Raw genomic sequence first — 11,090 nt, forward strand, 5'->3', positions numbered from 1 at the left:
GCCAGCGAAGAGGCCCGCAAAGACGACACACCAGTCGGTTTTCCGAACGAGCAAAACGCCACTAATCGGAATCCCGGACACCCTTCCCCCGTAATACCCCGTCAAAAAAACTTAATGTCCCGTATTTTCATGGCGTTATGATCAATGTCGGGGCTTGGCACGAGTCATGCTCTACACTCAGTACCCGAATGCGCAACCGCTTCTTTGCAGTGTTCGCTGAACGAAAGAGCCCGCCAACGGCTCAATAAAAAAAAACAACGTCGAGGAAAATTTGATGCGTATCGTTCCCCATCTGTTGGGCGCGCCGTGGCGGCCGCTTTGATCAGCACTCCAGCCTTCGCCGCTGAACTGACCGGCACCCTGAAGAAAATCAACGAGTCGGGCACCATTACCCTGGGGCACCGTGACGCTTCCATCCCGTTCTCCTACATCGCCGACGCTTCGGGCAAACCCGTCGGTTACTCCCACGACATCCAGCTGGCGATCGTCGAGGCCCTGAAAAAGGACCTGAACAAGCCAGACCTGAAGGTCAAGTACAACCTGGTCACCTCGCAGACCCGTATCCCGCTGGTACAGAACGGCACCGTTGACGTCGAATGCGGTTCGACCACCAACAACGTCGAGCGCCAGCAGCAGGTCGACTTCTCGGTCGGCATCTTCGAAATCGGTACCCGCCTGCTGTCCAAGAAAGACTCGTCCTACAAGGACTTCGCTGACCTGGCTGGCAAGAACGTGGTGACCACCGCCGGTACCACGTCCGAGCGTATCCTCAAGTCGATGAACGCCGACAAGCAGATGAAGATGAACGTCATCTCTGCCAAGGACCACGGCGAGTCGTTCCAGATGCTCGAATCCGGCCGTGCCGTGGCCTTCATGATGGACGACGCACTGCTGGCCGGTGAAATGGCCAAGGCCAAGAAGCCAGCCGACTGGGCCGTCACCGGCACCCCGCAATCCTATGAAATCTACGGTTGCATGGTGCGCAAGGGCGATGCCCCGTTCAAGGAAGCCGTCGACAAGGCTATCGTTGCGCTCTACAAGTCGGGCGAGATCAACAAGATCTACGACAAGTGGTTCCAGAGCCCGATCCCACCGAAAGGCCTGAACCTGATGTTCCCGATGAGCGACGAGCTCAAGGCGCTGATCGCCAATCCCACCGACAAAGCTGCAGACGAAAAGAAGTCCTGATCCCCAGCTGGTAAGTGTCTAACCTTTCATCGAGGGCGCCTCATGCGCCCCCGGATGCTCGAAGGTGCCCGTGAAACAACTGATCTGAGGGGAGACCCCGATGAATTACAACTGGGACTGGGGCGTATTCTTCAAGTCCACCGGCGTTGGCAGCGAGGTCTATCTCGACTGGTACATCACCGGCCTGGGCTGGACCATCGGCATTGCTGCCGCCGCCTGGATTATCGCGTTGCTGCTGGGTTCGGTACTCGGCGTCATGCGCACCGTGCCAAACCGCCTGGTATCAGGCATCGCCACGGCCTACGTGGAACTCTTCCGTAACGTACCGCTGCTGGTGCAGCTGTTCATCTGGTACTTCCTGGTACCGGACCTGCTGCCCGAAGGGATGCAGGAGTGGTACAAGCAAGACCTCAACCCGACCACCTCGGCGTTCATCAGCGTGGTCGTGTGCCTGGGCCTGTTCACCGCTGCACGGGTGTGCGAGCAGGTGCGTACCGGTATCCAGGCGCTGCCACGCGGCCAGGAATCGGCCGCCCGCGCGATGGGCTTCAGCCTGCCGCAGATCTACTGGAACGTACTGCTGCCGCAGGCCTACCGGATCATCATTCCGCCGCTCACCTCCGAATTCCTGAACGTGTTCAAGAACTCGTCGGTCGCCTCGCTGATCGGCCTGATGGAACTGCTGGCGCAAACCAAACAGACCGCCGAGTTTTCGGCCAACCTGTTCGAAGCGTTCACCCTGGCCACACTGATCTACTTCACGCTGAACATGAGCCTGATGCTGCTGATGCGTCTGGTCGAGAAGAAAGTCGCAGTGCCCGGGCTGATCTCCGTGGGGGGTAAATAATGGACTTCGATTTCAGTGGCATCATCCCGGCCATTCCCGGCCTGTGGAATGGCATGCTCATGACCCTGCAACTGATGGTCCTGGGGATCGTCGGTGGCCTGGTACTGGGTACGATCCTGGCGCTGATGCGCCTGTCGTCGAGCAAGCTGCTGGCCAACCTGGCCGGTGCCTACGTCAACTACTTCCGCTCCATCCCGCTGCTGCTGGTGATCACCTGGTTCTACCTGGCGGTGCCGTTCGTGCTGCGCTGGATCACCGGCGAAGACACCCCGGTGGGCGCCTTCACCTCCTGCGTCGTGGCGTTCATGATGTTCGAGGCGGCGTATTTCTGCGAAATCGTGCGGGCTGGCGTGCAGTCGATCTCCAAGGGCCAGATGGGCGCTGCCCAGGCGCTGGGCATGAACTATGCGCAGACCATGCGCCTGATCATCCTGCCGCAGGCGTTTCGCAAGATGACCCCGCTGCTGCTGCAGCAAAGCATCATCCTGTTCCAGGACACCTCGCTGGTATATACCGTGGGCCTGGTGGACTTCCTCAACTCCGCACGCGCCAACGGCGACATCATCGGACGCTCCAACGAGTTCCTGATCTTCGCCGGTGTTGTGTACTTCGTCATCAGCTTCTCCGCTTCCGTACTGGTCAAGCGTCTGCAGAAAAGGATAACCGTATGATTTCCATCAAGAACGTCAACAAGTGGTACGGCGACTTCCAGGTTCTGACCGACTGCAACACCGACGTCAAGAAAGGCGAGGTGGTGGTGGTGTGCGGCCCGTCCGGTTCGGGCAAGTCGACCCTGATCAAGTGCGTCAACGCGCTGGAACCGTTCCAGAAGGGTGACATCATCGTCGACGGCACCTCGATCGCCGACCCCAAGACCAACCTGCCCAAGCTGCGTTCGCGCGTTGGCATGGTGTTCCAGCACTTCGAGCTGTTCCCGCACCTGACCATCACCGAAAACCTGACCATTGCCCAGCGCAAGGTACTGGGCCGCAGCGAAGCCGAAGCCAGCAAGAAGGGCCTGGCCCTGCTCGACCGCGTCGGCCTGAGTGCCCACGCCAAGAAGCACCCTGGCCAGCTCTCCGGTGGTCAGCAGCAGCGCGTGGCCATTGCCCGGGCCCTGGCCATGGACCCGATCGTCATGCTGTTCGACGAACCTACCTCGGCGCTCGACCCGGAGATGGTCAGCGAGGTACTCGACGTGATGGTGCAACTGGCCAACGAAGGCATGACCATGATGTGCGTGACCCACGAGATGGGCTTTGCGCGCAAGGTGGCCAACCGGGTGATCTTCATGGACAAGGGCAACATCATCGAAGACTGCACCAAGGAAGAGTTCTTCGGCGACCAGAGCGTGCGTGACGAGCGTACCCAGCACTTCCTCAGCAAGATCCTGCAGCACTGACAACCGCCCGGCGCCCTGCCCGGCCCACGCTGGGCAGAGGACGCTGGTCGTGACAAGGCCACTGTGATGAAATGCGATCCCACGCTCTTTCGCCCAGCCAAGCCTGCCCTTGCCGTGAAACCTCGCCTGATCCGCCACCTGTTCCTGCCACCGCTGATCGTCCTGCTGATGATCGGCCTGGGCGCGGTCGGCTACCTGATCAGCGAACACAACGGCATCCGCACCTTGAGCGAAACCGGCGAGCGCCAGCTTGAGCTGCACGCGCGCGCGGTCGAGAGCGAGATCAGCAAGTACACCTACCTGCCCAGCCTGCTGGAACTGGAAGACAGCGTTTCCAGCCTGCTGACCGAAACCGATGGCGAGCACCGCCAGGCGGTCAACGAATACCTCGAAGGCCTCAACCGGCGCAGCCGCAGCCGTGCCATCTATGTGCTCGACACCACCGGCCGGTGCAGGCCACCAGCAACTGGCGCGATGTCGACAGCTACCTGGGCGAAGACCTGTCGTTCCGCGCCTACTTCCAGGACGCCGTACGCGGCCAGCCCGGGCGCTTCTATGGCATCGGCAGCACCACCGGCGAACCTGGCTACTACCTGGCCCACGGCCTGGAAGAGCACGGCAAGATCATCGGCGTGGCCGTGATCAAGGTACGCCTGGAGGCCCTCGAAGAGCGCTGGCAGCGCGCACGCCTGGAGGCGTTCGTCAGCGACGAGAACGGCATCATCATTCTGTCCAGCGACCCGGCCCGGCGCCTGAAGTCGGTGCGCCCGCTCACCCCCGAGATCAAGGAACGCCTGGCGCGCAGCCTGCAGTACTACTGGTTCCCGCTCAACGAACTGCAACCGCTGGACCGTGAAAAGCTCGCCGACGGCGTCGAGAAGCTGACCTTCCCGGCCAACGCGGAGCTGGGCGACAGTACCCGCGAGGTCGCCTACCTGGCCCAGAGCCGGCGCCTGAGCGACACCCCTTGGCACTTCACCCTGCTCACCCCGCTGCAGGACCTGCGCCACGAGTCGATGACCCAGGGCGTGCTGGTTGCGGTGGCCTTTGCCCTGCTGGCGATCCTGCTGATTGCCTGGAACGAGCGGCGCAAGGTAATCGCCACCCGCCTGGCCGCCCGCGAAGCGCTGGAAGAAGCCAACAACCAGCTCGAACGCAAGATCGCCGAACGTACCACCGACCTGCGTGCCAGCAACGAACGCCTCAAGGGCCAGATCCGCGAGCGCCGGCATGCCGAACAGACCCTGCGCCATGCCCAGGACGAACTGGTACAGGCCGGCAAGCTGGCGGCCATCGGGCAGATGTCGACCAGCATCGCACACGAACTCAACCAGCCGCTGGCCGCCCTGCGCACGCTGTCGGGCAATACCGTGCGCTTCCTGGAGCGCGGCGCGCTGGAAACCGCCAGTGCCAACCTGCTGACCATGAACGAGCTGATCGACCGCATGGGGCGCATCACCGCCAGCCTGCGCTCGTTCGCACGGCGTGGTGACGACCGCGGCCAGGCCTCGCTGGCCAAGGCCGTGGACGCTGCGCTGCAGGTACTCAATGCACGCATCGAAGGCTGCTACCTTAAACTGCACGTGGACTATGCCGACCAGCAACTGGGTATCGACCAGACACGCCTGGAGCAGATCCTGGTCAACCTGATCGGCAATGCCCTGGATGCCATGGCCGCCGTGTCGCTGCCGCAGCTGTGGCTCGAAGGCGAACAGCAGGGCGACAAGTACCGCCTGCGTGTGCGCGACAACGGCCATGGCATCGATGACGAAGCGCGCAAGCACCTGTTCGAACCGTTTTTCACCACCAAACCGGGAGAGCACGGCCTGGGCCTGGGCCTCACCTTGTCGGCCAGCCTCGCCGCTGCTGCCGGCGGCAGCCTCAACGTCGAACACCCCGCCACTGGTGGCACCGCGTTCGTCCTCAGCCTGCCGCTGACCAATGCCCCCACTGAACCCGCCGAGTCCCTATGAACACACCGCCCCTTACCGTCCTGATCGTCGAAGAGACCCGCATGTGTTGCTCGGGTGCCAGCAGGCGCTGGCCCTGGAAGACATCGCCTGTGAAGGCGTGGGCAGCGCCGAACAGGCACTGGAGCGCATCGGCGATGATTTCGCCGGCATCGTGGTCAGCGATATCCGCTTGCCAGGCATCGACGGCCTGGAGCTGCTCAGCCGCCTGAAGGCGCGCGACAAGAGTTTGCCGGTGGTACTGATCACTGGCCACGGCGACATCAACATGGCCGTGGGCGCAATGCGCAATGGCGCCTACGATTTCATGGAAAAGCCGTTCTCGCCCGAACGCCTGGTGGATGTGGTGCGCCGTGCCCTGGAGCATCGCGGCCTGGCCCGCGAAGTGTTTTCGCTGCGCCGCCAGTTGGCCGAGCGCAACACCCTGGAGGGGCGCATCATCGGCCGCTCGCCGGCCATGCAGAACCTGCGCGAGCTGATCGCCAACGTCGCCGACACCTCGGCCAACGTACTGATCGAAGGCGAGACCGGCACCGGCAAGGAGCTGGTGGCGCGCTGCCTGCACGATTTCAGCCGACGCCACAGCCAGCCGTTCGTCGCCCTGAACTGCGGCGGGCTGCCGGAAAACCTGTTCGAAACCGAGATCTTCGGCCATGAGGCCAACGCCTTCACGGGCGCCGGCAAGCGCCGCATCGGCAAGATCGAACATGCCAATGGTGGCACGCTGTTCCTCGACGAGGTCGAGAGCATGCCGGTCAACCTGCAGATCAAACTGCTGCGCGTATTGCAGGAGCGCACCCTCGAGCGCCTGGGCTCGAACCAGAGCATCGCGGTGGATTGCCGGGTGATCGCCGCCACCAAGTCGGACCTGGATGCCCTGGGCCAGACCGGCCAGTTCCGCAGCGACCTGTACTATCGCCTGAACGTGGTGACCCTGGAGCTGCCACCGTTGCGTGAGCGCCGCGAAGATATCCTGCAACTGTTCGAACACTTCCTGCAGCAGTCGGCCCTGCGCTTCGACCGCGAAGCCCCCCCCGCTGGATAGCCAGACCCTGTCGCGGCTGATGGCGCATGACTGGCCGGGCAACGTGCGCGAACTGCGCAATGTCGCCGAACGCCACGCGCTGGGCCTGCCGGCGTTCAAGAAGGCCGGGGCCAATGTGGCGCAGAGCCTGGGCTTTGCCGAGGCGGTCGAGGCGTTCGAACGCAACCTGCTCAGCGATGCACTGCAACGCAGCGGTGGCAACCTCAGCCAGGCCAGCCAGGAGCTGGGCATGGCCAAGACCACCCTGTTCGACAAAGTGAAAAAATACGGCCTGGCCTGAGCGAGCACGACGTGGACCTGATTCTCAAAGCCTGCCTGGGCGCCGCGGTGGTACTCATCCTCGCGGCCCTGGCCAAGACCCGCAATTACTACATCGCCGGGCTGGTCCCGCTGTTTCCGACCTTTGCTTTGATCGCCCACTACATCGTCGGCAAGGGACGTTCGCTGGACGACCTGAAGGCCACCATCCTGTTCGGTATGTGGTCGATCATTCCCTACTTCGTCTACCTGGCGGCGTTGTACGTGCTGGTCGACCGGCTGCGCCTGGAGCTGTCACTGGCGCTGGCTGCCGTGGCCTGGCTGGTGGCCGCCAGCGTGCTGGTCAGCGTATGGGTACGCTTGCATTAAAGCCGTGCCCAGTGGCTGAGGTCTTCGCGGTGCGCCTTCAGGTAGGGCAGCACCGCCGCCAGCAACGGCGCCTTGAACTGCTCCTGAAAACGATGTGCCAAGCCTGGAATCAGGCGTAGCTGGCTGCCCTGGATATGCGCAGCCAGGTGCACCCCGTGCATCACCGGCAACAACGGGTCGGCGGTGCCGTGCACTACCAGGGTCGGCACGCGCAGGCTGTTGAGCAGCGCGATACGACTGGGCTCGGCAAGGATCGCCATGATCTGGCGCTTGACCCCGTCGGGGTTGAAGGCGCGGTCGTAGGCGATGGCCGCCTGGTGCAGCAAGGCCTGCCGGTCATCCTGCACCTGCGGGCTGCCGAGGGCGGCCAGCAGGTCGGCCTGCTGTTCCAGCGCCACCGCGCGGTTGGGTGCACTGCGCCGCGCCAACTGCTGCACCAGCGCCGGTGCCGGTGCCGGCAGGCCCGATGCCCCGGAGCTGGACATGATCAGGGTCAGGCTTTCGACCCGCTCGGGAGCCATGGCCGCCAGGTGCTGGGCGATCATCCCGCCCATGCTCACCCCCAGCACGTGAAAGCGCCGCACCTGCAAGGCATCCATCAGGCCCAGCCCGTCACCGGCCATATCCCCCAGACTGTAAGGCGCCGAGACGGGCAGACCCAGCTTGTAGCGCAGCGCTTCGAAGGTCAGGTTGGCTTCGGCCGGTGGCAGGTTCCAGCTCGACAGGCCGACGTCGCGATTGTCGTAGCGGATCACCCGAAAGCCTTGCTGGCACAGGGCGACCACCACCTCATCGGGCCAATGGATCAGTTGCCCGCCCAGGCCCATGACCAGCAGCAAGGCCGGGTCGCTGTCGCGGCCAATGCTCTGATAGGCCAGGTTGACCGCGCCCACGCTGGCGTGTCCGGTGGGTGCGTGGACGTAACAGCGTGGTGCCGCCAACGCAGAAAAGGCGCTGAGCAGCGCCACAAGAAACAAGAATGCCCGCATGAAAGAAACACCAGAATGCAAATCCCCATTAGGGCGCAAGTCTGATGAACTTCATGACGGCGCGCTGCCACAAAACGGTGACCGTTTGATGACAGCCGCCAGGCGGTCGCCGGCGGCTTTGCCTCTGAAAGATGGCGCTCCTGTCGACAAGGCAGGCCAACATGAGACAAACTCAATAAATTCGTGTTTATCTCCAATATCACTCATGGAGCACCCCGGTGCTGGAAATTCGTCACCTCAAGACCCTGCACGCCCTGCGTGAAGCCGACAGCCTGGTGGAAGCCGCCGAGCGCCTGCACCTGACCCAGTCGGCGCTGTCGCATCAGTTCAAGGAACTCGAAGAGCGCCTGGGCATGGCGCTGTTCACGCGCAAGACCAAGCCGATCCGCTTCACCAGCGCCGGGTTGCGCCTGCTGCAACTGGCCGATGCCACCTTGCCGCTGCTGCGCGGTGCCGAGCGTGATATTGCGCGCCTGGCCGGTGGTACTGCAGGGCGCCTGCACATGGCCATCGAATGCCACAGCTGCTTCCAGTGGCTGATGCCGACCATCGACCAGTTCCGCGATGCGTGGCCGGAAGTGGAGCTGGACCTGGCCTCGGGCTTTGCCTTTGCGCCGTTGCCGGCGCTGGCCCGTGGCGACCTGGACCTGGTGGTGACCTCCGACCCGGTGGACCTGGCGGGCATCACCTACGTGCCGCTATTTACCTACGAAGCCATGCTGGCAGTGGCCAACCAGCATGCGCTGGCGGGCAAACCGTACGTCGTGCCGCAGGACCTGGCCACCGAGACGCTGATCACCTACCCGGTGGAACGCGACCGCCTGGACATCTTCACGCGGTTCCTGGAGCCGGCCGATGTGGAGCCCGGCCAGGTGCGCACCGCCGAGCTGACGGTGATGATGATGCAACTGGTGGCCAGCGGGCGCGGGGTGTGCGGCATGCCACACTGGGCGTTGCACGAATACAGTTCGCGCGGCTATGTGAAGGGCAAGCGCCTGGGCGAGAAAGGCCTGTTCGCCACGCTGTACGCCGCGGTGCGCACCGACATGCTCGATGCGCCGTACATGCGTGACTTCCTGCTCACCGCCAAGGACACCTCGTTCTCGACCCTGGACGGTGTCAGCGCGGTACGTTGAGCCTCAGGCCAGCTTGCGCTGCTCCTGCACCAGGCGCAGCGCCAGGGCGGCCAGCACAAAGCCCATCACGTAGCGCTGCAGCATCAGCCACAGCGGGTAGCGCACGAACCACGCTGACAGACCGGCGGCGAACAGCGCAATCAGCAGGTTCACGCTGAAGCTCACACCGATCTGGGTCAGGCCCAGGGTCAGGCTTTGCGCCAGCACCGAGCCGTGCTCGGGGGAGATGAACTGCGGCAGCACCGACAGATAGAACACCGCCACCTTGGGGTTCAGCACGCTGGTCAGAAAGCCCATCGTCACCAGCCGCAGCGGCGAGTCCGGGGCCAGTTCACGGGCTTCGAACGGCGAGCGTGCACCGGGCTTCAGCGCTTGCCAGGCCATCCACAGCAGGTAGCCGGCACCGGCCCAGCGCAGCAGGTCATAGCCCAGCGGCACCGCCATGAACAGCGCCGTGAGGCCCACGGCGGCAGCCGTCATATGCACCAGGAAGCCGCCGACCACGCCGATCAGCGACGTGACGCCGGCCATGCGGCCCTGGCAGATCGAGCGCGAGATCAGGTAGATCATGTTCGGCCCGGGGGTCAGTACCATCAACAGGGCGGCGCCGGTGAACAGCAGCCATTCGTGCAGTGGGATCATGGGGCGGTCCTTTGCAGGTGCAGGGGCAGGATCAGGTCGCGGGTCAGGGGGGCGAGTTCGAGGTGATCGACGGCATGCGCCTCGACCCAGCAGATTTCCTCGATTTCCGCGGCGGGTTGGACGGTGCAATCGGTGTGCAGCTGGAACAGCTCGGCGTGCACTTCGAAGCCGGGCTCGTTGGCTGCCGGGGCGCTGAACTGGCCCAGGTAGTGAGCCTGTTGCGGGTCGATGCGCAGGCCGAGTTCCTCGAACAGTTCGCGAGCCAGGGCATCGACGGGTTGCTCGTGGGCTTCGATCTTGCCGCCGGGCTGCATGAACGCCAGGGTACCGCGCTTGCGTACCAGCAGGGTGCGACCCTGAGCATCGAGCAGGAGGGCGGCGGCGATACGGATGGTTTTGCTCATGGTGGGGCGGCTCGTGGCGAAAAAAGGCGCATTAGGATCACATGCTGGCGAAGGGCTTTCAATCCTGCAAAGGTCAACGACGTCCAGCAATACCTGGTATTTGTGCCTGTGTCGGCAGCGCGCCACAACGTTTTAAAATCACGCTTCCAACACCCTGTATCAACGAGCAACCCACAGGATAAAGGAGCGGGAAATGGCTATCACCGAGGACCAGATCACGCAAAACTCGTTCATCGCGAAAATCACCGCAAATGGCGCGCCGGTATGCTTCTCGTACTTCAAGCTCGAACAAAGCTTAGAGGCCCACCGGTCAGACCTAGGAAAAATAGTGATGTTGCCCAGTGGGGCATATGGCATTACTCAAATTTATACGCCTGCACTGTGTGTCAACTCCACAGAAGACATGGAGGTAGCGTTCTACTTCAGGTACCTCGAAAATGGACAGTACCGAATCATCTCGGCTGCAAAAGCCGCCTACTACAAACAGAGCCTGGTACTGAACAAAACCTTGAGTGCTACCACCAGCGCCGGTGAACAGTTCAACGTGAAGTTCATCGACCATAAAGGCAGTGACAATCCCCGAGTCACTATCGCCCTCGGACGCGACAGTCTGAAATTGTTCTCCAGGAAGGTCATCGAAAATCAGTGGTATGCCAACGTCGGTATTGACTACACGCCCTACGGGATCGGTCAACAGACGATCTACGGTGAAGACGCAACCTTTCGACTGGAGTTTGTCAGCAGGACGGCAACCGAGCCTCCACCACTGTAAGTGGTCTAACCGCCTTCGAAGCAGGCAGGTCAGGCAAGGCTAAAACAGCCGAGGCTGTTTTCAACGCA

General features: G+C 62.8%; 9 protein-coding genes and 3 pseudogenes. 9 read left to right on the forward strand and 3 right to left on the reverse strand.

The window, feature by feature from the left end:
* Positions 1-274: 274 nt before the first annotated feature.
* The 7 genes and pseudogenes from G3436_RS07435 (at position 275) to G3436_RS07465 (ending at position 7,079) form a co-directional block, all read left to right on the forward strand.
* A pseudogene (locus G3436_RS07435) lies at positions 275-1,188 on the forward strand (glutamate/aspartate ABC transporter substrate-binding protein).
* A 100-nt stretch (positions 1,189-1,288) separates the two neighbouring features.
* Positions 1,289-2,035 carry an amino acid ABC transporter permease gene (locus G3436_RS07440; protein WP_163943072.1) on the forward strand — a complete coding sequence of 249 codons (747 nt, stop codon included), beginning with the start codon at positions 1,289-1,291 and terminating at the stop codon, positions 2,033-2,035.
* Entirely contained in the window at positions 2,035-2,706 is a 672-nt protein-coding gene (locus tag G3436_RS07445) for an amino acid ABC transporter permease (protein ID WP_163943074.1), read from the forward strand. The genes G3436_RS07440 and G3436_RS07445 overlap by 1 nt, the downstream gene beginning before the upstream one ends.
* Positions 2,703-3,437: an amino acid ABC transporter ATP-binding protein gene (locus G3436_RS07450; protein ID WP_163943077.1), complete on the forward strand. Its 735-nt coding sequence runs from the start codon at positions 2,703-2,705 to the stop codon at positions 3,435-3,437. The genes G3436_RS07445 and G3436_RS07450 overlap by 4 nt, the downstream gene beginning before the upstream one ends.
* Positions 3,438-3,503: 66 nt before the next feature.
* Positions 3,504-5,410 (forward strand): annotated as a pseudogene (gene aauS / locus G3436_RS07455) (two-component sensor histidine kinase AauS).
* A 46-nt stretch (positions 5,411-5,456) separates the two neighbouring features.
* Positions 5,457-6,732: pseudogene (gene aauR / locus G3436_RS07460) on the forward strand (two-component response regulator AauR).
* A 20-nt stretch (positions 6,733-6,752) separates the two neighbouring features.
* Entirely contained in the window at positions 6,753-7,079 is a 327-nt protein-coding gene (locus tag G3436_RS07465) for a GlpM family protein (protein ID WP_163943093.1), read from the forward strand.
* Here G3436_RS07465 and G3436_RS07470 read toward each other — a convergent pair.
* Positions 7,076-8,068, reverse strand: coding sequence for an alpha/beta fold hydrolase (locus tag G3436_RS07470; RefSeq protein WP_163943079.1), 993 nt, complete (start codon positions 8,066-8,068; stop codon positions 7,076-7,078). The two genes, G3436_RS07465 and G3436_RS07470, sit on opposite strands and share 4 nt — an antisense overlap.
* 218 nt (positions 8,069-8,286) lie before the next feature.
* Between G3436_RS07470 and metR the strand changes: the two genes are divergently transcribed.
* Positions 8,287-9,204: a transcriptional regulator MetR gene (gene metR / locus G3436_RS07475; protein WP_163943081.1), complete on the forward strand. Its 918-nt coding sequence runs from the start codon at positions 8,287-8,289 to the stop codon at positions 9,202-9,204.
* A 3-nt stretch (positions 9,205-9,207) separates the two neighbouring features.
* Here the strand turns inward: metR and G3436_RS07480 are convergent, their stop codons facing one another.
* Positions 9,208-9,846 (reverse strand): LysE family translocator, encoded by a 639-nt coding sequence (locus G3436_RS07480; RefSeq protein WP_163943084.1) that lies wholly within the window; start codon positions 9,844-9,846, stop codon positions 9,208-9,210.
* Complete coding sequence (locus G3436_RS07485) at positions 9,843-10,250, reverse strand: NUDIX hydrolase (protein ID WP_163943086.1); 408 nt, start codon at positions 10,248-10,250, stop codon at positions 9,843-9,845. The genes G3436_RS07480 and G3436_RS07485 overlap by 4 nt, the downstream gene beginning before the upstream one ends.
* 193 nt (positions 10,251-10,443) lie before the next feature.
* Between G3436_RS07485 and G3436_RS07490 the strand changes: the two genes are divergently transcribed.
* Complete coding sequence (locus G3436_RS07490; RefSeq protein ID WP_163943089.1) at positions 10,444-11,022, forward strand: hypothetical protein; 579 nt, start codon at positions 10,444-10,446, stop codon at positions 11,020-11,022.
* The last annotated feature ends 68 nt before the right edge of the window (positions 11,023-11,090 follow it).

Source organism: Pseudomonas brassicae, assembly GCF_010671725.1.
GTDB lineage: Bacteria > Pseudomonadota > Gammaproteobacteria > Pseudomonadales > Pseudomonadaceae > Aquipseudomonas > Aquipseudomonas brassicae.

Bases quoted from the DNA above. Each gene is read 5' to 3' on its own strand.
- G3436_RS07440 (WP_163943072.1), top strand. From the start codon at position 1,289: ATGAATTACAACTGGGACTGGGGCGTATTCTTCAAGTCCACCGGCGTT.
- G3436_RS07445 (WP_163943074.1), top strand. From the start codon at position 2,035: ATGGACTTCGATTTCAGTGGCATCATCCCGGCCATTCCCGGCCTGTGG.
- G3436_RS07450 (WP_163943077.1), top strand. From the start codon at position 2,703: ATGATTTCCATCAAGAACGTCAACAAGTGGTACGGCGACTTCCAGGTT.
- G3436_RS07470 (WP_163943079.1), bottom strand. From the start codon at position 8,068: ATGCGGGCATTCTTGTTTCTTGTGGCGCTGCTCAGCGCCTTTTCTGCG.
- G3436_RS07480 (WP_163943084.1), bottom strand. From the start codon at position 9,846: ATGATCCCACTGCACGAATGGCTGCTGTTCACCGGCGCCGCCCTGTTG.
- G3436_RS07485 (WP_163943086.1), bottom strand. From the start codon at position 10,250: ATGAGCAAAACCATCCGTATCGCCGCCGCCCTCCTGCTCGATGCTCAG.
- G3436_RS07490 (WP_163943089.1), top strand. From the start codon at position 10,444: ATGGCTATCACCGAGGACCAGATCACGCAAAACTCGTTCATCGCGAAA.